The following is a 21,706-nucleotide window of genomic DNA, read 5'->3' as shown; positions in this document are numbered from 1 at the left end:
TTAATGAGTAAAACACATCCTTGGCATCAGATAGCTCCCGGTAGCGACTTGCCAAATTCCGTCAATGCGGTTATTGAAATTACAAATGGTTCTAAAGGAAAGTACGAGTTAGATAAAGATACCGGATTACTTTTGTTGGATCGCGTGTTAAGTTCTTCGGTCGTATATCCAGCAAATTACGGATTTATTCCGCAAACCTATTGCGATGATAAAGATCCACTGGATATTTTGGTCATCTGTTCGGTTGATATTTTGCCATTGACATTGGTCGAAGCGAAGGTCATCGGCGTGATGAACATGGTGGATGGTGGCGAACAAGATGACAAGATCATCGCGGTTGCAAAAAATGATCCCATTTATAGCTATATCACAGACATTGAGCAATTGGCACCACACGTTATGAAAGAAATCGTACAGTTTTTTGAGAGCTACAAGGCGTTGGAGAAAAAGTCTGTGCAGGTAGAGGGATTGCATGGTCGCGAACGGGCTCAGGAAATCTTGTTGGAAAGTATCGCGTTGTACAACAAAGAATTTGGTAATAAATAGATTCTAGCATGGCCGTCGACGTTTTCTGGACAATATTTTTGGTATTAGCTAATGGCTTTTTTGTAGCAGCAGAATTCGCCATTGTGAAGGTAAGAGCTTCGCAAATTGAACTGCAGGCAAAATCCGGTAGCAAAGTGGCAAAGATTGCCAAAAATATTACGGAACATCTCGATGGTTACCTTGCAGCGACACAACTGGGAATTACTTTGGCTTCTCTTGCGCTAGGATGGGTAGGAGAAGCGGTAATGACCGAGATCGTCCATAAGATATTTGGTATTTTCAATGTCGAGCTGAGTGGACCTATTGCCAAAAACCTAGGCCATGTGTTAGCATTCAGTATCATCACCTTCTTACATATTGTATTCGGCGAGCTGGCACCTAAATCCATAGCGATACAGCGTCCTGTCGCTACAACCATGCGTATCGCGGCTCCTTTACAATTTTTCTATTTTATCTTCCGCCCTATCATATGGTTGCTGAATGGATTTGCCAATTTCCTATTGCGCCTGATTGGTGTAGACGTGCACGGACATGAAGCTAGCCACTCCTCGGAAGAACTGCAGTATTTGTTGGAAAAAGGGAAAGAGAGCGGAGCCCTGAACAACGCCGAGCATGAGTTGATTAAAAACGTGTTCGATTTTAACGAAAGGATTGTGAAGAATATCATGGTTCCACGTACGAAGATCGTAGCGGTCGATATGCTCGATTCTGCAGATGAATTTATTGCTACCGTAACAGAGGAAGGGTATTCCCGTATCCCGATCTACGATGATAACATAGATCAGATTGTCGGCATCGTCCATACGAAAGACATCTTGCCCATTATCGTTAAGGGGAAAGAAGTCGTATTAAAAAATATTATGCGTAAGCCCTACTTCATTCCAGAAACAAAGAAGATTAACGATTTGATGACTGAATTTCAACTGAAGCGGATTCAAATTGCCATCGTGCTGGATGAATTTGGTGGTACAGCAGGCATGGTGACGTTGGAAGACATTGTGGAAGAGCTGGTAGGCGAAATACAGGATGAGTATGATGAAGAAACGCCCGTTGTAGAGCGTATTTCAGAAACAGAATATATGGTTGATGCTGGCGCAAATGTGCATGATGCTAATGGCTATTTGCCATTGGAACTGCCAGAGAGTTCTGACTACGATACTATCGCGGGTCTCGTTAGCCATTTCTTCGAAAAAATTCCCGATGTCGGCGAAGTAAAAGAAGTGGAGGGTTATGCAATCACCATTATTAAAAAGACACAGCAAAACATTGAATTTGTGAAACTTGATCTTGTCGAAACGCCGAACGACGACATCGACGAAGACTAGCATATGCATTTGTTTTATACACCATCATTAGCGCCTCAACATCTAAACTTTGTATTGAACGAAGAGGAAAGCAAACATGCTGTTCGTGTGCTGCGACTTCAGGAAGGTGACACCGTATATCTGGTGGATGGTTTGGGAGGCTGGTATACAGCAAAGATCCTAGAACCACATCCTAAAAGAACCACGCTCGTGATCGAACAGGTGGTGCAGTCGTATGAGAAACCTTCCTATCATTTACATGTCGCTATTGCACCGACCAAGAACAACGATCGGACGGAGTGGTTTTTGGAGAAAGCTACGGAAGTAGGAGTTCAAGAGATCACACCAATCATCTGCGACCATTCCGAACGAAAAGAAGTAAAGCTTGATCGATTGGGGAAAGTCACTGTTTCGGCGATGAAACAATCTTTAAAAGCATATTTACCCGCCATAAATCCAGCGGTATCCTTTACCCAGTTTTTGAAGGAACAACGTGGCCGTCCAGACGTGGTAACTTGCATCGCGCATTGCGCAGATGGCGAGAAAATGTATTTAAATGATGTATGCAGGCCTGCGGGAAACTATTTGGTATTGATCGGCCCGGAAGGTGATTTTTCCGAAAAGGAGATCAATCAGGCTATTGAACATGGCTTTCAACCGGTGTCACTTGGTCGTAGCCGCCTGCGGACAGAGACAGCAGCACTAAGTAGCTGTATAGAGATAGCCTTGCTGAACAGGTCCTAAACAATTAGCGCTACGTGAATGTGCTATACCCCCGCTTACTTGATCACGACCGCATCCACAATTTGTATTTCAGCATTTCCTTTTAAAGGCTCTGGATTGAACTTCATTTTACCCTTAATTTTGATCGGTTCTTCCGTAAACAAGACCGAGCCATCTTTCAAAAAGATCTCGACCATCGGTGGGATTCCATTGGATCCGCAGAACATACACTGCATCACGGGAAGCACAGAAAGCATGAATTTTTTATGCGAACGGCCGCTGGTCAACGGGACCAAATAACCAGGTAATTCAACCGTTTTGTGTTCCAACGCCTTCAATGCTGGCGGATAGGTGGGTGTATATACCTTTTTGTTACCTTCGTAAGTTACTTTGTACATCATCTTATCAATGGCCTCCCATGTGCTATTCATCATAGGCGTATGGTCGGGTACGTTCATTTCAGGAAATTGACCGACTTGTGCTTGTGCAAAAGGTAGGCTTGAAAAACTGACGAGTAGAAATATGATTAACTGTTTCATGTTATTTATCTGATAGAATAGTTGAAATAGATGTATTATAAGCGCGTACTGCCGGAATCAGTGCTGCCAAAAATCCGATAATACAGGCAGCCAAAATTAAGAATAATTCTTTGCTATTCACGCGAAAAGCCTCGATGAAACCAGCGCTCTCGCTAGCCTGCTGATTGATTAGATAGAGCGAAAAGTGACCAAACAGCAAGCCAACTAGTCCACCAATGCAGGTGATCACTAGTCCTTCGACTAATACCAAGCCGAATAGTTTAGTTTGGGAAGCCCCCATAGAGCGCATAACTGCTAAATCATACTTTCTTTCTTTTAAGGCGTTATATAAGCTAATAAATACGCTAAGTCCTGCAATAACCATGATCACATAGGCCAAAATGGCCAGTGAGTCGAGCCCGACGCCTAAGAGTGAAAATAACCGTGTGCTTTCAATAGCCGGTGATGCGGCCTGCATGTCGGTAGACTGATTGACCAAGCGGGGGATAATACCCATGGCAGCCGGAGAGGCATATTTTACCAAAAGCGCGGTTACCTCCTCACCACGGTGATTCAACATATCTTCACCAATACTTTTAATAAACACATCGCTGGGCTTCTCTGCGACAATTTCACCGTCCCCGCCATGCACATGACTATGACTTTCATCGTCGTGATCCTGTGCTTCCACAGTTCCCTCATGATCCTGATGAGCGTGGCGGTCGTGTTCGTGCGCATGATCCTGTTTATCATGATCATGGCTCTCCTCCCCATGAGCAATGCCATGCACGTCCCATACGCTTTCGAGATTGCAGAGGATAAGGTTATCCACAACGGAGTTGGATTTTTCCAAGATGCCGACCACGTGAAACGGATGCTCGTCATGAACATGCCCATCCGCTGAAAGGCCATGTGCTGTATTGAATGTATCGCCAATCCTTAGCCCTCGCTTACTCGCCACATCGCTTCCTATCAAAGCTTCAAATGCTTTACTCCATACCTTACCTTCTCCCACTTTTAATTCGTATAGGTCTAGATAGCTGGGTTCCGTTCCGATTAAGCGATGTCCCTTAAAATTATCGCCTAGGGATATAGGCACTGCAAATTCGATAAAAGGATTGCTGCCGAGCTTACGTGCCTCGTCTAGGGCTATGTTGCCCGTAGGGTTGTCGACATGGTAAAGCGAACTTAAAATCAATTGTAAAGGACTGCCTTTTGCACCAACGACGAGGTCAATATTTTTGCTGTTGTTGGTCAATTGTTTTTCAAATGCATCACCGGTAATGTAAATCACACAAAGGATGGCTACGCCAAATGCTGTTAGCAATATACTGAGCAACGTCGATCCCAGCTGTTGTGTTATGTTTTTCCAAACGAGTTGTAGCGTATTCATAAATATGTCATTGTTGGCGCCTAGCGCGTGTTACAGTCTAAAGTCATTCCGTATTTGCGCTACAGCTGGTAGGCCTGGGCAAAGTGATCCTTAATTCTTTTGTCATGGGTTGCTATGAGGAGGGTAGAACCGTGCGTAGTGGCTGCTTCAAGTAACAGTTTGAGTACCTTTTCGGTATTCGTATCGTCCAACGAGGCTGTGGGCTCATCAGCCAATAACAGCGCCGGACGGTTGATGATCGCGCGCGCAATCGCCACGCGTTGTTTTTGGCCACGGCTGAGTTGGTTCGGTAAAGCCTCCGCCTTATCGGCGAGCTGCAGCTGATCAAGAACTGCGGAGATCGCTTGTTCATCGACCGGCCGCTTCGCCAGATGCTGAGCCAGCTTAATGTTTTGCGCAACCGTAAGATTTTTCAATAAATGTGCTTCCTGGAAAATAAATCCGAGATGTTTGGCGCGATAGGCATCCAATGAAGAGCCCGAAAAGCTATGTAGATCTGTCCCCATCAGTTTTACTATTCCCTTTGTTGGTTCAGAAAAACCACCGAGCAAATGTAACAGTGTGGTCTTTCCTTTACCTGAATCACCTAGCAAAAGGCTATGCTGGTTGCGTGTTATCACGATATCAGGGAATGTGAGTAGCACCCCTTGCGGGTATTGGTAGCTTAGTTCCGAAGAGGATAATACAATATCTGCCATACATCATCGTTTTATGCTGCAAATTACAAACAATTCCATAGAAGTGCGAATGAAATTGGGTTGCATCTAGGCAACTAACGAAAAAAATACAATAGGGATTATCACATGACACGCTGTGGTGCCGGCGAAGCCTAAAGGCTAATAATTGATCGTGTACTTTGTCCCCGAACGGCAACACTGCACGAATTATAACATCCGTATGTAAAATCGGCGCATACTGGCACATACGGAATCTAATGCGGAACAGAGACGACGTCCCGTAAATATGGTTGTGCTTTTAACATGGTTGCACCTTGGATTACCGGAGGTACTTACGACGGTATGCAAGTTGGCGAGCAACTTCCTGATAAAGTTTACCGTGGGGAATAATGATATACAATTTCATAGTGTTCAGCAGCGTGCCTTGCCGATACTTCACCAAGGTTAAGATCTGTCTCTTGAGGAGTGGGCTCGCATATCGTGTAATATTCCCCTTTGTAAAGTATTCCTTTGCCAATTGTTTTGTCAAATTGGACAGCCACCGTTACATGAGTGGGATAACGGATGGCGATCATCGGGAGATTATAGATTTCTTTTACGAGATAAAAAAAGAGTGCAGCTCTGTCATCACAGTCACTTGCTTCGTTAATCAAGGTTTGCTCCGGAGACAAACGCTTTTCTTTGCCATATAGGATACGGTCGTCCTCGTACATAAACGAGTAACGGGTAAAGCGCATCAAATAATCGATACCCTTTTCAACCTTCATCCTCTTGGTGTAATTCCGTAGTGCAGGAATCAAAGAATCGTAGGTTTCCGTGCTGATCGGTATGTTGAAATACGAACTGTAGTCGACGATGGGGTAATTGTTGAAAATATCGTTTATCTCTTCATTAATGCGTAGTTTGAAATTGTAAACCTTACCCCTATACGTAAAAGCAACGTCCTTTCTCCTATAGTTTTCGGATTTAAGCGATGGAAGTTTGGTGACCCGATAGCTGAAGTTTTTTTTTAATGAGGAATCGTAAATGTCTGCCAAGATGTAGGGCACATCAATCTTGAACGATGTGCCATAATCATGATAGTTTAAACAAATGTAACTGCTGTTATCAAGTCTGAAATAAGGTAAATCAGAAATATCGTCTTCACTTCTCACATATAAAATCAGTTGGTTGTCACGCGTTGCCAAACGTGCATCATAGCCTGATTTTATAAGATAAAACCATTTTAATAGGGTGTACTGGTTATAATTTTCAAATTTAGAAATTTGAGATTGGGCAAGTTTTCGAATCAATTGGTAATAAAACCAATCATTTAAATCCTGCTGTTTTTTAAAAGCTTGTAGGGCATTTACTGTAGGCTGATAGTTGCTTAGGCTCATTTCTTGGTAGAAGGCATTGATCGCCGTCGTTTTGACGTCAGCAGAAAAAGGCATATGTTTGATGGTATCTGATGGGAATGTGAATGGTACTCCAAAAAAATCAAATGAGCTTTCCTGTCCATTGCAAAAATTGGAATAGACTAAAAAACTCAAAAAGAAAAGTTTTTCCAAGAAGCTATGTGGCACTACCCATCTCAACCTGCAATTAGTTAACGTAATGATTATATAAATTTAACAATAAATTTGCTAATGGCAATTCCTGCAGGTATGATTTTTCCAAAAGCTTGATTTCTTTCTATCAGGAGGCGATCGAATGGATCATAAAATTGCTTTTGGTACAGCCGGCCTCTTCGCGATAAAAGGTCGACGTTTTATCGCGGGATCATTTGTATGTGTTAGCGGTCTCTCATCACAAAGAGGGCGATTGTTGAGTTTTACAATCGATACCAGTGGGGGAAAGAGGTGAATTAGCTTTTATGAACGATTTGGGAAAAAGGTGCTTCCCCTCGTACATTGACGTACATTTAGGGGAATCACCTTTTCGATAATGGTAGCAAAGCATGCTATGGTATACGTGTTAAAAAATTAAGCGCGAAGGAATGCGATTAAATCTTCGTTCAGGCGGTCGGCATGGGTTATATTTAATCCATGCGCTGCGTCGTCGTAATTGATAAATATACTATTGGCAATAAGCTTATGAGCTTGTTGTCCTGCCGTTTCAAAAGGCACTGTCGCATCTTTCTTTCCGTGAATGATCAACGTGGGTATACGTACGTTAGCACATTCGGCGCGGAAGTCGGTATTGGCCCAGGCATCGGCTGCTTTTATAGTCGCCTGAGGGGCTGCATGGGACGCTATGCTGAAGTCGTAGTCCAATTGGCCTTGCGATACAGCTGTTGCATCTTTATCTGCACCATAGAACTGTTTATGGAAATCTTGTAGAAAACCGACGCGATCTTCCTGTAGCGCTTGCGCTATTTCTTCAAGTTTTTCTGCAGGAACACCATCCGGGTTGTCTGCATGCTGCTTTACCACAGGGATAATGGAGGAAATCAATACTGCTTTAGCAATCTTCGCGTCTCCATAATTTGTTAGGTAGCGCACCACTTCACCGCCGCCCATGGAGAAGCCCGCCAAGATAACTTGACTCAGTTTCAATTCTTCGATAATGCTGTGCAGATCACTTGCTAGGCTGTCGTAATCGTAGCCATCCCAAGGTTTGCACGACGCTCCGAACCCTCGTCTATCGTATGCGATGACGCGATAGCCAGCCTTCACGAGTGCTGGGATCTGTCGTTCCCAAGACTTATGACTTAATGGCCATCCGTGAATCAATATGATGGGTTGTCCCGTGCCGTAATCTACCACATGGAGCTTAATCTCTTCCGATCCTGTTTTGTTTATAATTGTTGACATATGCTTTGTATTGTTTTATAAGAGAACTGCTAAAGAGAGAATAAGTTTCCGGTGAAGCTGTTTTTGCTTGCTGAAAAGTGGGGTGACTTTACTGATAAAAGCAGCCGACGCTACCGCTACGCATCGCATTTAGTTTCTGTTTTTGGTTTTTACTTCCTATCTTCGTGCAATGGATAATTTTATTGTTTCGGCACGTAAGTATCGCCCCATAACCTTCGATTCAGTCGTTGGGCAAGGGCATATTACGGGCACGCTCAAAAACGCCATTCACAATAACCAATTGGCTCAAGCTTTTCTCTTTTGCGGGCCTCGTGGTGTGGGAAAGACGACCTGCGCGCGTATCTTAGCCAAAACAATAAACTGTGAACGCATGACCGAAAGGGTGGAAGCTTGTGGGACATGTGACAGTTGTAAATCATTCCAAAATGGAAATTCGTTTAGTATCCATGAGCTCGATGCCGCATCCAACAATTCGGTAGATGATATACGTAGTCTTATCGAACAGGTTCGCATACCACCGCAATCTGGGAAATACAAAATCTACATCATTGATGAAGTCCATATGCTATCGCAAGCTGCATTCAACGCCTTTTTAAAGACCTTGGAGGAGCCACCATCCTACGCGATTTTTATTTTGGCAACGACAGAGAAACATAAAATCCTTCCTACCATATTGTCTCGGTGTCAAATTTTTGACTTTAACCGAATAAAGGTGGAAGATATGGCGCAGCATCTTGCAGCAATAGCGCAAAAGGAAGGCATATCGTACGAAAACGATGGGTTGCATATCATCGCGCAGAAAGCGGACGGTGGTTTGCGGGATGCCTTGTCCATGTTCGATCAAATTGTGAGTTTTTCGAATAAGAATATTTCTTATCAGTCCGTAATCGACAATTTGAATATTCTGGATTATGACTATTATTTCCAATTGTTGGACCGTATTGCAGCAGAAGATGCGGCACAGGCGTTGCTGATTTTTGATAAGGTCCTTAATAATGGTTTTGATGGAGGTCATTTTATCAGTGGATTAGCCTCACATATTCGAAACCTTCTTGTTTCGAAGGAACCGGCTACGTTAAAACTATTGGAGGTAAGCGATAATATAAAACGTAAGTACTTGGAACAATCGCAAGCGTTGGGTTCCGGGCTACTGCTTTCTGCATTAAACATCGCCAATCAATGCGAAATCAATTACAAGATTAGCAAAAATCAACGTCTGCAAGTGGAACTGGCTTTGTTGAAAATGTGCCATGTATCGGCTGCTATATTACTGAGTCAACAAGGCAACTTTGTTCCCTCAGCGTCGACTGAGCAAAAAAAAAAACGCCCTGAAGAATCCCTAGTATCTGCGGAACCGTCATCAGCTAATGTTGCGGTTGCTAAAGCGGCCATGCCAATCATAAGCGCTCCTACTGTTGTCTCGGAAAAACTGAGGGCCACTCCGTTGCCTGTTGGGCCCAACATAGCAAACGAAGTTGGAGAAGCGCCGCAAACCAACACCGCAAAAAGGGGATGGGGCAAGGTATCATCATCTATTGATGTCCCGAACCTGAATACCATTTTTGAGGAGAAAGCTCGTGAGGAGTCGGAAGAAAACGATTTGGTGCAGGGAAATGCCTACAATGAAGTGACACTCAATACATTTTTATCGAAGTGGAACAGCTACGCTGAAGGATTGAAGAAAACCACGCGTGTAACGCTCTATACAATTATGACCTCCAGTACGCCCAGATTGAACGGCACAACCATAGAAGTAGATGTTGAAAATGCCGTGCAGATGGACGAACTCAAAGTCGGGAAGATTGATATCCTGAATTACTTGCGGGTGGAACTGAATAATTTTGCAATCGATCTGCAAGGGGTGCAGGTAGAAATGACGAAGGTACGTAAGCCTTATACATCTCAGGAAAAATATCAAGCCATGCTGTCCAAGAATCCCGCTTTGGAGACACTCCGTAAAGCCTTTAACCTTGGTTTAAGTTAAGGCAATTCATTCCATTTATTTGTATACCAGTTGTCGTCAAATGCAGCTATCGGTTCATTTGACTGGCTAAATTATAAAAAAATGTGAAATGTAACTTTGAATATATAACGTTATAGATTTCCGTCGCCTGAAGGCTTGATCTCTATATTCTGTTAAGAAAAACTCTTAACACTTTTTCATATCTTTGCAGACTGGTATGGTCCAACGGGGCGGGGATGTCCCGCTAATGGCAATCCACTTATTTTTACGTTTTAATTTTCGACAATGCAAAATTTTCAACAGCGCGACAGAGGCGAGCGACGAGAGACAAATCAAATGGTTTTTGGTATTCGTGCGGTTATAGAGGCGATTGATAGCGGCAAAGAGATCGAGTCGTTGTTTGTGCAGCGCGGTTTGAGTGGAAGCTTGTTTTTGGAGCTTAAAGCGCTATTGAAAGAACGTAACATTGGTTTTCAACAGGTTCCTGTCGAGAAGCTTAACCGCATTACGAGGAAAAACCATCAAGGCGTCATCGCGGTGATTTCGCCCATTGTTTATCAAGATATTGAGGATTTGCTTCCTGCAATTTATGAGAAAGGAGAGGTTCCGTTTTTATTGATGCTGGATGGTGTGACAGACGTGCGGAATATGGGCGCTATCGCACGTACTGCCGAGTGTGCAGGGATACACGCTATCATTGTTCCAAAGAAGGGATCGGCGGAGATCAATCCGGACGCCATCAAAACGTCAGCAGGAGCATTGTATAAAATTCCCGTATGTCGACAAGATTCGCTTGGAAAAACAGGACGCTTTTTGATCGAATCGGGCGTGCAGTTGGTGGTAAGTACTGAAAAAACAGATGATTCCATTTACGAGGTCAATTATACGGTGCCGACTTGTGTGGTGATGGGAGCTGAAGATGTGGGCGTTTCTGACGACCTGATTCGGATATCCGATAAATTAGCGAAAATACCCATGTTTGGTGAAATAGGCTCGTTAAACGTATCTGTATCGGCAGCTGTGGTCATCTACGAAGCAATTCGTCAACGCAGTCTAAAATAAACAAAGGTGGGAAAACGTTTGCGGCGACAATTAAGGGTTTACCGATATGTTTTTTACAAGGAGACCCTTGTTGATCCAAAGGAACATTTTTGGTCTTTTGCGGGCGCTTTTGTAGGAATATTCTTAATTGCTTTTCTGCAGTCGTTGAATCTTCCGGTTTCTGAAAACGTGTTCCTTATAGGCTCTTTTGGAGCCTCTTCGGTTTTGGTTTATGGCGCTATACAAAGTCCATTGGCGCAACCGCGAAATCTGATTGGTGGACATATCGTATCCGCTATTGTCGGCGTTACCGTGGCGCAGGTATTGCCGGACGTTATCTGGATAACGGCCCCGTCTGCTGTTGCATTAGCTATCGTAGTGATGCAAATGACACGTACGTTACACCCGCCTGGTGGAGCGACAGCGCTTATAGCGGTAAGTAGCGGAACAAAAATAGCATCGATGGGGTACTGGTACGTTTTGAGTCCTGTATTATCCGGCTGCTTGATCTTGCTTGCCGTAGCGCTTGTCTTCAATAATATGACAGCGCAACGTCGCTATCCTGTCAGGCAGTCGCGCTTGCACCGTGTTATCCGTAGACGAGTTAAGGCGTAAAGGAGCTAAATTCATGAGGATGAAGGCATTTGTGTGCTGCATTATGACATATAAATGATTCTTCCTTTCGTTTTGTCGATAATTTTCCTTATCTTTGCACCGCCTTAGGCAATAGAGCCTATTGTATATTTTATTTCATGAACCCATTTTTAGACTTGGGAATCCGTCATGAAGTTGTTAATGCCATCGCTGAGATCGGTTTTGAAAAACCCTCTCCCATCCAGGAAAAAGCCATTCCTGTATTACTGACTGGTAACGACGATTTTGTCGGATTAGCCCAAACCGGCACAGGAAAGACCGCGGCATTTGGTCTTCCATTATTAGAGTTAATTGACTTTACTCAAAAACACCCACAGGCACTTGTATTGTGTCCTACTCGTGAGTTGTGTTTACAAATTGCAAAAGATTTAGAGAAATTCGCAAAGTACATTGATAATGTACATGTGGTCGCTGTTTATGGTGGCGCAAACATTTCGGATCAATTGCGTCAAATCCGTCGTGGAGTGCAGATTGTCGTTGCTACTCCCGGCCGTATGTTAGACATCATCGGCCGTAAGGCCATCGATTTTTCCGACGTCAAATATGTGGTGTTGGATGAAGCGGATGAAATGTTGAACATGGGATTCCAGGAGGATATCAACAATATTCTTTCGGAAACGCCTGACACGAAGAAAACCTGGTTGTTCTCCGCTACTATGCCAAAAGAGGTACGTCGTATCGCACAAAACTATATGCATAGTCCTTTTGAGCTTACAGTTGGGACGAAAAACACAGGAAATGCAAACATTGAACACCATTACTATTTAATTAGGGCTAAAGATAAATATGCGGCGTTCAAACGTATTGTGGACTTTTATCCGGAGATTTTCGGTATTGTTTTTTGCCGTACAAAGATTGAAACCCAAGAGATTGCTGAAGCTTTGGTAAAAGATGGTTACAATGCTGATTCCTTGCATGGTGACTTATCGCAGCAACAACGCGACAAGGTAATGAAGCGCTATCGCGAGCGCAGCCTTCAATTATTGATCGCAACAGATGTTGCAGCTCGTGGTATTGATGTGAATGATGTAACACACGTCATCAACTTCTCTTTGCCCGATGAAGTGGAAAATTATACACACCGCTCTGGTCGTACAGCACGTGCTGGTAAAACCGGTATTTCTCTTTCATTGGTAAATATCAAAGAGCAGAGTAAAATCCGTCATATTGAAAAGATCATCGGCAAACCTTTCGAAAAGAAAGAAGTTCCTCAAGGAGCCGAGGTATGTGAGAAGCAGCTTTTCAAAATGATCAACAAAGTGCACAACGTTGATATCAATGAAGAACAGATTGCACCATTCATGTCCAAAATTATGGAAAGCATGGAGGATCTTTCGAAAGAAGATATCATTAAACGTTTCGCTTCATTGGAATTCAATAGATTTTTGGAGTACTATCAAAATGCACCTGATTTAAATATCGATGCTCGCGATAGCAGAAGAGACGGTGATCGCGGTGATCGTGGCGAACGTTCGATGCGTTCCTCGAGAGGGTATACCCGTTTATTCATGAATCTAGGTTCGGTAGATGAATTCACTCGTGGAGATATATTGGGCTTCATATGCAACACGGCTAAGATCTCCGGTAAGTCCATTGGTAAAATCGATTTGAAAGGCGTGTTTACGTTCTTCGAGGTGGAAGACGCCGAAGTGAACAAAGTGTTTGAAGGATTCAAAGGTGTCGACTTTAACGGTCGTCAGGTACGTATCGAGGTTTCTGGTGAAGCTGGTGGTGGTCGTTCTGAAGGCCGCAGTGGACGTTCACGTGGTGGCGATAGAAGTCGTGGCGGCGATCGTGATCGCAACCGTGGCGGAGGCGACAGAAGAGGTTCTCGAGATCGGAGAGATTCAGGTGGCTTCCGAGATTTCTCCGGAAAGAAGCAAGCTTCGCGGTCTAAATATTAGTCAATTTTATTGATAAAAGCCAGATGTTCTTCAAGATGTCTGGCTTTTTTGTGCACAAAAAAAGGCTTCCCGAACGAATTTCGAGAAGCCTTTCTTCGCTTCTTACTTAATTAATATAAGGTAAACTCTACGCGACGATTGGCTTGGCGTCCTTCAGCAGTTGCGTTGGTAGCTATTGGCTGATTTGGTCCGTAACCAGTTGCTTCGATACGCGATGCATTAGCTCCCTTAGAAACCAAATATGCTTTTACCGCTTCGGCACGTTCCTTGGACAAACGCATGTTAATTTGCATAGAACCCGTGTTATCCGTGTGTCCCGCTAATTTAAGACTGAAATTTTTCTCAATTAGCAAAGATGCTACACGGTTTAGTGACGGGAACGAACCTGAACGTATAGTCGATTTGCTAAGGTCGAACTCTAAGTTCTTGATGGCCTCGTCAACTACTTTTCTGTCTTCTTCTGTTACCACGATCTTTTCAATAACCTTGGTTTCATTTTTCATTTCCGGAAGTGGACAGCCAGATCCGTCGACTTTGACGCCCGCAGGGGTATTGGGACATTTGTCGTAACGATTTGCAACACCGTCTCCGTCGTCATCTTGCAGCTCTTGGTTTAATGTTTCCATCTGCGATTTTAACGCATTGTTGGCCGCAACAAGTTCATCACGCTCGGCTTTTAGATCATCATATTTTGCCGTGTAGTCATTTACCAGTGTTGCAACAGGGTTAGAATTGTTTAGTGCCGGTTTTGCACCATTTCCTAAAGCAATCTCAATGCCCGCGTGGGCGTAAGAGAACAAATCGTTCTTATATTGTCCACCGGTTTTACCATCGAAATCTTGGTTTGCCCAGTTCAGCTGGTAGCCAAGGTCCAAGTTGATGCCTTTTGCGACAGCGAACTTGAAGCCGAAGTCTGCTGGCACATACAGTTTGGTTTGGCTAGGTGCGGTGTTTGTCTGATCGCCTATGGTAGTCATCGTTTCGAAATTCAAAGCACCTAAACCAATAGCCGCGTACGGCTTCACGAAGCTGTTAAAAAAGCGCCAGTTGGTGTTGGCCATTGTCCATTCTCCCGAGAGGGCAGCAGACCATGGCATTCTGGTTTCGAATGATGCAACCTCGCCCGTGCTTGGGTTTTCGTTTACCCCGGCCACTTTTCCACCAAGGTATTGCGCTTTGATCCCAAAAGAAGGGGAAATTTGTTTTTTAATGTAAGCACTATATCCTACGTTGTGCTCTAGTTTTGTGAAGCCATCTTGGTTGAAGCCGAAAATATTACTTTGGTTTAATAAACCTGCATTTATTCCTACAGACCAAGTGCGGTACTGCGTTTCTGGACCTAGCGGTGTGGTCCCCTCAATCGAAGTTTTGTTTTGTGCCTGCGCAACTGCCAAACTTCCAAGCATAAACGACAAACCTAAAAAGGCAACGTTCGTTCTAAAGTTAAAGTTTCCCATGTAAAAAATGTTAAATGTTGTTAAATCTCTACAAGGTACTATGCAATTGTTTTGCCAAAAAAACTGCGAAAGATAAATTTTTTTGTGAAGGTCAAATTTTGTAGTTGGTATGTGACAAAAAAATATGGCTGAAAAATCGGTCGAACAGGTATCGAAGTACTGCATTTTAACATTGCCGCCAGGCCTACATGACAATCATCACAACCTCCTTGGGAGGAGTCGTTGTTTAGGAAAATTAACTTTTTGCGTGCACCCTGGCAAATAACGTTGGAACCGGCATTTGATAGGCCAGTTTCCTGACAATGTTTTCGCCCACAATCTGTCGGAAAAAGCTCTTTCTGCTTTTTGTTACAAGCATAATATCGATTTGCTCATCCATCAATGCATGGTTTATAGCTTGGGCGATGTTCTCGGCTACATGATTGTAGAGCATCTGCGATTTTACGGTGTAAGAAATGTCTTCTACTCCCGTTTGCGCTATAATTTCGTCGATCCAACTTTTGAACTGCTTGTCAATCGTTTTGATATCCCTGTCGTTTTTATTGACGTGGATGAGAATCAGCTCAAACCCCTTACCAAAAATTTTTATAGCTTGCTGTAGTGCTTCCAGTTCTGCAGCTTTGAAATTACAGAGCAGGCCCACGCGGTTTTTCTTAAAGGTGTCGACATTTTTAGGAATGCCTAATACGGGTGTTTTGGTGTTCAGAATTACATCGTAGGTATTGCTGCCCAAAAAGATGGCTTCCAATCCAGAGGTTCCTTTCGTACCCATGATGACCGCATCGTATGCGAAGGCCGCAGTTACCTTGCTGACTTCTTCAAAGAGATTGCCAGATTTGAAAATTTCGTGACAGATCACGCTTGGATAACGCATACGAATTACTTCCCGGAGCTTTTTCATTTCTTTTTCTGATATCGCTATTTGGGGATCGACCAAATCAGCGCGCAGTTGTCGGTTGACATAGAGGTTCGACTGGTTGGTGAAGACATGTACCAAATCCAGCGCTTGTTCGTTATTTTTTGCTATAATAAGTTGGCAGGCGTAGTCTACCGCACATTGCGAATATTCAGAGAAGTCAACAGGGATCAATATTTTCTTCATAACGAAACGTGTTAAATAGTTTTACCAAAAAAAGCGGGTTTTTGTAAATCCAAAGCAATAGCCTTGGATACCGAGCTCGTAAACAGACGCTCGATAAAAGTCTTTCGGCTTTTGGAGACCAATATAATGTCGATATGATTGTCTTGGATAAGTTTTGTCACGACTTCAGGTATCGTATCTTGATCCTTATCGTCTTTGACGATTGGCGCTATCAGCTTGTCGATCCGGCGCACGGCAGAAAATTCTTGCACATTGAACGCCCAAGAATCTAATCTGTCCAAAATCGAAGACGCGGATTCGTTTTCTTTAAACACGTGGATCAGACTTAAATCGAAATCATCTTTGAAGGTATGCACAAATTCATGAAGCGTCATTAATTCTTCTTGATTGAAATCAGTGAGTAAACCAACTTTCTCAACGGCCACATCTAATGGTTTATTAGGCACGGCAATGACGGGGATAGGAGACTTTCTAGTCATCAATGCCGTATTGCTGCCCCAAAAGATATTCTTGTCGTCCGTTGCTCCAGTTGTTCCCATTACGATTGCTGCGTAGTCACCTTTGTTCGCTTCTTTGGTAAGGGCCTCATCCAATAGGCCGCGCTCGTTATGGAAGGATATCGTAATTTCGGGGAATTGATTGGATAACTTTTCCGCCAATTCCCTAATTGTCAAATCTGCTTTCAAAATATCGGATTGCTCTGTCAATGTGTTGATTTCGCTGTCCGAGAATGCCGAGGAATTGGCCGTGTAGAAATGTATGATGTGCAAACTATATTTCTGTTTTTTACACAGCTCCGCAGCATACTGAGCGGCTAAGTAGGCATTGTCAGAAAAATCGGTTGGAACGAGAAGTTTCTTCATAGAAAAAGTTGTGGATTACTGTCTAAATGTACACAAAATATGTGAAGATTGTGCGGTCGCTATCGGCTAATTGTCAGAATTGAATGGAATCCATTTCTCTTTCAAGAACGTGGATTGGAAGAGCAACCAATTTTCAGTAACTTCGCACAAATAAAATTTTTTAAGAGTCCATGACGAGTAAAGAGATACGTGAAGCTTATTTAAGTTTTTTCCAAAGCAAGTCCCATCAAATTGTGCCTTCGGCACCGGTTGTTGTAAAAAATGATCCGACCTTAATGTTTACTAACGCGGGCATGAACCAATTTAAGGAATTTTTTCTAGGCGAAGCGCAACCAAAATTTAGCCGCGTGGCGGATACGCAACGCTGTCTTCGGGTGTCGGGAAAGCACAATGATTTGGAAGAAGTTGGCATCGACACGTATCACCATACTTTATTTGAAATGCTGGGCAACTGGTCATTTGGTGATTATTTTAAGAAGGAAGCCATTACGTGGGCATGGGAGCTCTTGACAACAGTTTACAAACTGGATAAGGACCGCTTATATGTCACTATTTTTGAGGGGGATGAGCGTGAAGGTTTGGCACGCGATGCGGAAGCCTTTGAATTTTGGAAAGCCTTGATCGCCGAAGATCGTATCCTCTTGGGGAATAAAAAGGACAACTTCTGGGAGATGGGAGAAACAGGCCCCTGTGGTCCTTGTTCGGAGATTCATTTTGATATGCGCCAAGACAGTGATCGTTCGCAGCAGTCTGGGCAAGAATTAGTGAATGCCGACCATCCGCAAGTGATAGAAATATGGAATTTGGTATTTATGCAATACAATCGCTTAAAGAACGGTACGCTGGAGGCATTGCCTGCTCGCCATATAGACACAGGGATGGGGTTTGAGCGTTTGGTGCGGGCGATACAGGGGAAAACTTCCAATTATGATACCGATGTTTTTCAGCCACTCATTCAATATATTGCCGGACGTTCTCAAATTGCTTACGGTGCTGCTGAAAAAACTGATATTGCTATGCGTGTACTATCCGACCACATACGCGCCGTAAGTTTTGCCATTGCTGACGGACAACTGCCCTCCAACAATAAAGCGGGGTATGTTATTCGCCGTATCCTGCGCCGTGCGGTACGTTATGCCTACACGTTCTTGGGCTTTAAAACGCCCTTCCTGAATGAACTTGTACCGCTGCTCGCAGCACAGTTCGAAGGCGTTTTTGACGAATTGATTCAACAAAAAGATTTCGTGCAAAAGGTTGTGCTGGAAGAAGAGGTTTCTTTTCTGCGTACGCTGACTACGGGGATACAGCGTTTTGAAAACTATGCTACAGAACACCTTAGTGTGGATGGTGATTTCGCTTTCGAACTTTTCGATACTTTCGGTTTTCCAATTGACCTAACGGACCTACTGTCACGGGAAAAAGGCTTGGTGGTGGATATGGAAGGATTCCAACGGGCGCTGCAACAGCAGAAAGAACGCTCACGTGCAGCTACGGCTGTCGATACAGGGGATTGGGTTGTGTTGGTGGATGATGAAGAAGGGGTTTTTGTCGGATACGATCAGTTAGAAGCTACGACACAGCTCCTTCGATATCGTAAAGTGACGACTAAAGGAAAAGAGCAGTATCAGTTAGTGCTGTCGACAACACCATTTTATGCCGAAGGAGGTGGGCAAATTGGTGATTCGGGTGTGCTGATTTCCGACAATAACGAGAAAACGTATGTCGTCGATACAAAAAAAGAAAATGGTTTGATCGTACATTTCGTTCATGCCTTGCCAGCTAGTCTAGAAGGTAACTTCAGAGCGGTGGTCGATCAGGCAAAACGGCAGGACACAGAAAACAACCACTCGGCGACACACCTGCTGCATGCTGCATTAAAGAGCGTTTTAGGTGACCACGTCAATCAGAAGGGGTCGCTTGTTACGCCAGATCTGTTGCGTTTCGATGTTTCGCATTTCGCGAAAATTACAGCTGATGAGATCAAACAAGTGGAAGATATCGTCAACCAGAAAATCAGGGAAAATATCGCTTTAAAGGAGGACCGCTTGGTCCCGTTTCAGGAGGCTTTGGATGCGGGGGTGACAGCATTATTTGGTGAAAAATACGGCGATTATGTACGGGTGATCTCCTTTGATGATACGTTCTCGAAAGAGCTTTGTGGCGGGACACATGTTAACGCTACCGGGCAGATCGGTTTTTTCAAAATCACTTCTGAATCGGCTGTGGCAGCTGGAGTGCGACGGATTGAGGCTATTACGGGCACAAAGGCCTATGCGGTGATTCGAGAGCAGTTTGAACTTGTTGCTAAAATGCGCGACCTGTTGAACAATCCAAAAGATTTTGTTAACGCCCTGTCGAAATTAATAGAGGATAACGGTGCGCTCAAAAAAGAGATAGAAAATAACATACGCGAACGCTCCTTAGCATTGAAAAAAGATTTGGAATCTAAGATTCAAAATATTGATGGTGTAAATTTTTTAGCGGTTAAGGTCGATTTGCCCAATGCAGATGCTGTTAAGACCTTAGCTTACGCATTAAAGGGGCAGATCGAGAATCTGTTTTTGGTGATCGGCGCCGATTTTGATGGTAAGCCGAGCCTCACGGTAGCAATTTCCGACGAACTGGCGAAAACCCGCGGTTGGAATGCTGGCGCCATCGTAAAGGATTTGGCAAAGGATATCCAGGGCGGTGGTGGCGGGCAGCCTTTTTTTGCTACAGCTGGCGGCAAACTAAGTGCGGGTCTTCCGATAGCTATCGACAGGGCCAAACATTTTATACAATAAAAATTGATATTGATGAAAGGAGTTTTCACAACGCTAGTTGCAGGCATGATGTTCCTTACAGGATGTGGAAATAAAGACCTGATCCATGTTTCCGGACATATCGATAATCCCGGGAACGTAAAGGTCGTAACCTTCTACGAGGGAGACAGGAAATTGGATTCTGTTTTTCTAGCCGATGGGAATAGATTTACATTTGAACGCAACGCAACGCAACCTCGCCTCCTTTCGTTGGGGGTGGGCAACAACAAATATCCTATTATATTAACCCCAGGCGAGAAGTTGACCTTTGTAGCAGACATGCATCAGCCTGAGGCATATACCGTGGAAGGATCCAAGCTGTCCACCGCATTAAAAGATTTCGCACCTTACAAGCGCCGTAAAGAGTTTGTGCAAGATTCCTTGCAAGCTGCTTTTGCAAAAGCAACGCTGAACAAATCGGCCGAAGAAATTGAGAGGCTTCGTTTCGACTATCTCACCGAGTTCAAGTCTAAATTGGCTCTGTACACTAGGCAGGCGGTGGATTTCGCTCGAAAGCAACCAAATCTCGCAGGATTTTATGCCATCAGTACACTTGATCCAGAAGTTGCAGAAGCAGAAATTGTCGCTTATGCGGAAGAAATTAAGGATAAGTTTCAAGATAGTCGATATGTTTCGCAATTTAAGGATGAGGCTAAAAAGCTAAAACGTTTGGCGGTCGGTCAACCGGCGCCCGAAATAGCCTCATTTACGCCCAATAACAGAGCTGTCAGCTTATCCGATTTTAGAGGGAAGTATGTGTTGGTTGATTTTTGGGCTTCTTGGTGCGCTCCGTGCAGACAGGAGAATCCCAACATCGTACAGCAGTATCATGCCTTCAAAAACAAGAATTTTACAGTACTTGGTGTTTCATTAGATAACAATCCCGGAAGTTGGATGCGGGCTATCCAAGATGATAAATTGGAGTGGACCCAGGTGGCCGATTTACAGGCATGGAACTCAGCGGTGATCGCCGACTACCGTATAAAGGCTATTCCTACCTCTTACCTTTTGGATCCAAGGGGGATTATTATTGCTAAAAACCTTCGTGGGAAGGCGTTGGAGCTTTTCCTAGAAAAAACATTAAACTAAATTTTATGTTTAACTAGTGTTAAGTATTAACAATTTAATAACGTTGCTTTAACTTTATTTTACCATTTAGTACATAATTTAGCAAAAAAACAAGCATGAGCGCCAACCAAAAAATACTAGTGGTAGATGATGAACACGATATCGTCGATTTAATAGCGTATAATCTCACCAAAGAGGGATACCAAGTCTACCAGGCCCATAATGGCAAAGAGGGTATAGAGATGGCCAAACAGGTCAATCCAGATCTGATTATTTTGGACGTTATGATGCCGGAAATGGATGGTATTGAAGCTTGCCGTCTAATGCGTTCTATGCCGGAATTTAAGCACACGTTTATGGTTTTTCTAACAGCTCGTAGCGAAGAATATTCCGAGATAGCTGGTTTCAATGTGGGAGCAGACGATTATATCGCCAAACCTATTAAACCACGTGCACTGATGAGTCGTATTAATGCGATCTTACGTCGGAATACGGCAGAGGCAGAAATCGGTAGCGGCGATAAATTGGAAATCATGGATTTGGTGATTGATCGGGACTCTTTTTTGGTTTATCGCGATACGGATCGCATCACCTTAGCAAAGAAAGAATTTGAATTGCTTTATTTGCTGGCTTCCAAGCCCAATAAGGTATTTACCCGCGAACAAATATTAAAAGCTATCTGGGAGGATTCAGTCGTGGTTACCAATCGAACCATTGATGTGCATATCCGGAAATTGCGTGAAAAGATTGGTGAAAATTACGTAGCAACCGTGAAAGGGGTAGGCTACAAATTTGAATTGAATTAACACCTAGTAACTATAATTGAAGAGGCCGTCTCATAAGGATAGCCTCTTTTTTTATTTGGTTGAATTTTCGTACTTTAAAGTCATGGGAAAG

General features: G+C 43.6%; 18 protein-coding genes. 10 read left to right on the top strand and 8 right to left on the bottom strand.

The genetic code is table 11. The annotated features are described in order from the left end of the window. Nucleotides 1-3 precede the first annotated feature (3 nt). From IE165_RS02145 to IE165_RS02135, 3 genes are read left to right on the top strand one after another with little or no spacing between them, the layout of a single operon-like run. Nucleotides 4-546: an inorganic diphosphatase gene (locus tag IE165_RS02145; RefSeq protein WP_189624964.1), complete on the top strand. Its 543-nt coding sequence runs from the start codon at nucleotides 4-6 to the stop codon at nucleotides 544-546. Nucleotides 547-554: 8 nt separating this feature from the next. Further along, nucleotides 555-1,871: a hemolysin family protein gene (locus IE165_RS02140; protein ID WP_189624963.1), complete on the top strand. Its 1,317-nt coding sequence runs from the start codon at nucleotides 555-557 to the stop codon at nucleotides 1,869-1,871. 3 nt (nucleotides 1,872-1,874) lie between these two features. After that, nucleotides 1,875-2,594, top strand: coding sequence for a 16S rRNA (uracil(1498)-N(3))-methyltransferase (locus tag IE165_RS02135; protein WP_189624962.1), 720 nt, complete (start codon nucleotides 1,875-1,877; stop codon nucleotides 2,592-2,594). Nucleotides 2,595-2,629: 35 nt separating this feature from the next. On the opposite strand, the gene IE165_RS02130 is transcribed toward IE165_RS02135, so the two are convergent. The 5 genes from IE165_RS02130 to IE165_RS02110 form a co-directional block, all read right to left on the bottom strand. Then, entirely contained in the window at nucleotides 2,630-3,112 is a 483-nt protein-coding gene (locus IE165_RS02130) for a hypothetical protein (protein WP_189624961.1), read from the bottom strand. A gap of 1 nt (nucleotide 3,113) precedes the next feature. Beyond that, a complete protein-coding gene (locus IE165_RS02125) occupies nucleotides 3,114-4,484 on the bottom strand; it encodes an FtsX-like permease family protein (protein ID WP_189624960.1) in 1,371 nt (456 codons plus the stop codon). A 59-nt stretch (nucleotides 4,485-4,543) separates the two neighbouring features. After that, nucleotides 4,544-5,182, bottom strand: a complete 639-nt coding sequence (locus IE165_RS02120; RefSeq protein ID WP_189624959.1) for an ABC transporter ATP-binding protein — start codon at nucleotides 5,180-5,182, stop codon at nucleotides 4,544-4,546. 353 nt (nucleotides 5,183-5,535) lie between these two features. Further along, complete coding sequence (locus tag IE165_RS02115; RefSeq protein WP_229826294.1) at nucleotides 5,536-6,594, bottom strand: hypothetical protein; 1,059 nt, start codon at nucleotides 6,592-6,594, stop codon at nucleotides 5,536-5,538. 531 nt (nucleotides 6,595-7,125) lie between these two features. Continuing rightward, nucleotides 7,126-7,956, bottom strand: coding sequence for an alpha/beta fold hydrolase (locus IE165_RS02110; protein ID WP_189624957.1), 831 nt, complete (start codon nucleotides 7,954-7,956; stop codon nucleotides 7,126-7,128). A gap of 169 nt (nucleotides 7,957-8,125) precedes the next feature. Between IE165_RS02110 and IE165_RS02105 the strand changes: the two genes are divergently transcribed. From IE165_RS02105 to IE165_RS02090, 4 genes are all read left to right on the top strand, one after another. Continuing rightward, nucleotides 8,126-9,940 (top strand): DNA polymerase III subunit gamma/tau, encoded by a 1,815-nt coding sequence (locus tag IE165_RS02105; protein WP_189624956.1) that lies wholly within the window; start codon nucleotides 8,126-8,128, stop codon nucleotides 9,938-9,940. A 264-nt stretch (nucleotides 9,941-10,204) separates the two neighbouring features. Next, nucleotides 10,205-10,981, top strand: a complete 777-nt coding sequence (rlmB, locus tag IE165_RS02100; protein WP_189624955.1) for a 23S rRNA (guanosine(2251)-2'-O)-methyltransferase RlmB — start codon at nucleotides 10,205-10,207, stop codon at nucleotides 10,979-10,981. A gap of 6 nt (nucleotides 10,982-10,987) precedes the next feature. Next, nucleotides 10,988-11,575 carry an HPP family protein gene (locus tag IE165_RS02095; RefSeq protein ID WP_189624954.1) on the top strand — a complete coding sequence of 196 codons (588 nt, stop codon included), beginning with the start codon at nucleotides 10,988-10,990 and terminating at the stop codon, nucleotides 11,573-11,575. A 137-nt stretch (nucleotides 11,576-11,712) separates the two neighbouring features. Next, nucleotides 11,713-13,518 (top strand): DEAD/DEAH box helicase, encoded by a 1,806-nt coding sequence (locus IE165_RS02090; RefSeq protein ID WP_189624953.1) that lies wholly within the window; start codon nucleotides 11,713-11,715, stop codon nucleotides 13,516-13,518. A 110-nt stretch (nucleotides 13,519-13,628) separates the two neighbouring features. Here the strand turns inward: IE165_RS02090 and IE165_RS02085 are convergent, their stop codons facing one another. From IE165_RS02085 to IE165_RS02075, 3 genes are all read right to left on the bottom strand, one after another. Next, nucleotides 13,629-14,924, bottom strand: coding sequence for an OmpA family protein (locus IE165_RS02085; protein ID WP_373297906.1), 1,296 nt, complete (start codon nucleotides 14,922-14,924; stop codon nucleotides 13,629-13,631). A 286-nt stretch (nucleotides 14,925-15,210) separates the two neighbouring features. Then, nucleotides 15,211-16,077 carry a universal stress protein gene (locus tag IE165_RS02080; RefSeq protein WP_189624951.1) on the bottom strand — a complete coding sequence of 289 codons (867 nt, stop codon included), beginning with the start codon at nucleotides 16,075-16,077 and terminating at the stop codon, nucleotides 15,211-15,213. An 11-nt stretch (nucleotides 16,078-16,088) separates the two neighbouring features. Continuing rightward, the gene (locus IE165_RS02075; RefSeq protein WP_189624950.1) at nucleotides 16,089-16,940 is read right to left on the bottom strand and encodes a universal stress protein; all 852 of its coding nucleotides are present in this window, start codon (nucleotides 16,938-16,940) and stop codon (nucleotides 16,089-16,091) included. A 170-nt stretch (nucleotides 16,941-17,110) separates the two neighbouring features. Here IE165_RS02075 and alaS point away from each other — a divergent pair, with 170 nt between their 5' ends. The 3 genes from alaS to IE165_RS02060 all read left to right on the top strand — a co-directional run bounded on the left by alaS (nucleotide 17,111) and on the right by IE165_RS02060 (nucleotide 21,615). Further along, nucleotides 17,111-19,723, top strand: a complete 2,613-nt coding sequence (gene alaS, locus IE165_RS02070) for an alanine--tRNA ligase (RefSeq protein ID WP_189624949.1) — start codon at nucleotides 17,111-17,113, stop codon at nucleotides 19,721-19,723. A gap of 12 nt (nucleotides 19,724-19,735) precedes the next feature. Then, nucleotides 19,736-20,830, top strand: coding sequence for a TlpA disulfide reductase family protein (locus IE165_RS02065; protein ID WP_229826292.1), 1,095 nt, complete (start codon nucleotides 19,736-19,738; stop codon nucleotides 20,828-20,830). 95 nt (nucleotides 20,831-20,925) lie between these two features. After that, nucleotides 20,926-21,615, top strand: a complete 690-nt coding sequence (locus tag IE165_RS02060; RefSeq protein WP_189624947.1) for a response regulator transcription factor — start codon at nucleotides 20,926-20,928, stop codon at nucleotides 21,613-21,615. The last annotated feature ends 91 nt before the right edge of the window (nucleotides 21,616-21,706 follow it).

The sequence above is a fragment of the Sphingobacterium griseoflavum genome (assembly GCF_014653155.1).
Lineage (GTDB): Bacteria > Bacteroidota > Bacteroidia > Sphingobacteriales > Sphingobacteriaceae > Sphingobacterium > Sphingobacterium griseoflavum.
This window is presented reverse-complemented; position numbering and strand designations above follow the sequence as displayed.

Bases quoted from the DNA above. Each gene is read 5' to 3' on its own strand.
- rlmB (WP_189624955.1), top strand. From the start codon at position 10,205: ATGCAAAATTTTCAACAGCGCGACAGAGGCGAGCGACGAGAGACAAAT.
- IE165_RS02075 (WP_189624950.1), bottom strand. From the start codon at position 16,940: ATGAAGAAACTTCTCGTTCCAACCGATTTTTCTGACAATGCCTACTTA.
- IE165_RS02115 (WP_229826294.1), bottom strand. From the start codon at position 6,594: ATGCCTTTTTCTGCTGACGTCAAAACGACGGCGATCAATGCCTTCTAC.
- IE165_RS02130 (WP_189624961.1), bottom strand. From the start codon at position 3,112: ATGAAACAGTTAATCATATTTCTACTCGTCAGTTTTTCAAGCCTACCT.
- IE165_RS02090 (WP_189624953.1), top strand. From the start codon at position 11,713: ATGAACCCATTTTTAGACTTGGGAATCCGTCATGAAGTTGTTAATGCC.
- IE165_RS02105 (WP_189624956.1), top strand. From the start codon at position 8,126: ATGGATAATTTTATTGTTTCGGCACGTAAGTATCGCCCCATAACCTTC.
- IE165_RS02120 (WP_189624959.1), bottom strand. From the start codon at position 5,182: ATGGCAGATATTGTATTATCCTCTTCGGAACTAAGCTACCAATACCCG.
- IE165_RS02125 (WP_189624960.1), bottom strand. From the start codon at position 4,484: ATGAATACGCTACAACTCGTTTGGAAAAACATAACACAACAGCTGGGA.
- IE165_RS02065 (WP_229826292.1), top strand. From the start codon at position 19,736: ATGAAAGGAGTTTTCACAACGCTAGTTGCAGGCATGATGTTCCTTACA.
- IE165_RS02085 (WP_373297906.1), bottom strand. From the start codon at position 14,924: ATGCTTGGAAGTTTGGCAGTTGCGCAGGCACAAAACAAAACTTCGATT.
- IE165_RS02060 (WP_189624947.1), top strand. From the start codon at position 20,926: ATGAGCGCCAACCAAAAAATACTAGTGGTAGATGATGAACACGATATC.
- IE165_RS02080 (WP_189624951.1), bottom strand. From the start codon at position 16,077: ATGAAGAAAATATTGATCCCTGTTGACTTCTCTGAATATTCGCAATGT.
- IE165_RS02145 (WP_189624964.1), top strand. From the start codon at position 4: ATGAGTAAAACACATCCTTGGCATCAGATAGCTCCCGGTAGCGACTTG.
- IE165_RS02135 (WP_189624962.1), top strand. From the start codon at position 1,875: ATGCATTTGTTTTATACACCATCATTAGCGCCTCAACATCTAAACTTT.
- IE165_RS02110 (WP_189624957.1), bottom strand. From the start codon at position 7,956: ATGTCAACAATTATAAACAAAACAGGATCGGAAGAGATTAAGCTCCAT.
- IE165_RS02140 (WP_189624963.1), top strand. From the start codon at position 555: ATGGCCGTCGACGTTTTCTGGACAATATTTTTGGTATTAGCTAATGGC.
- alaS (WP_189624949.1), top strand. From the start codon at position 17,111: ATGACGAGTAAAGAGATACGTGAAGCTTATTTAAGTTTTTTCCAAAGC.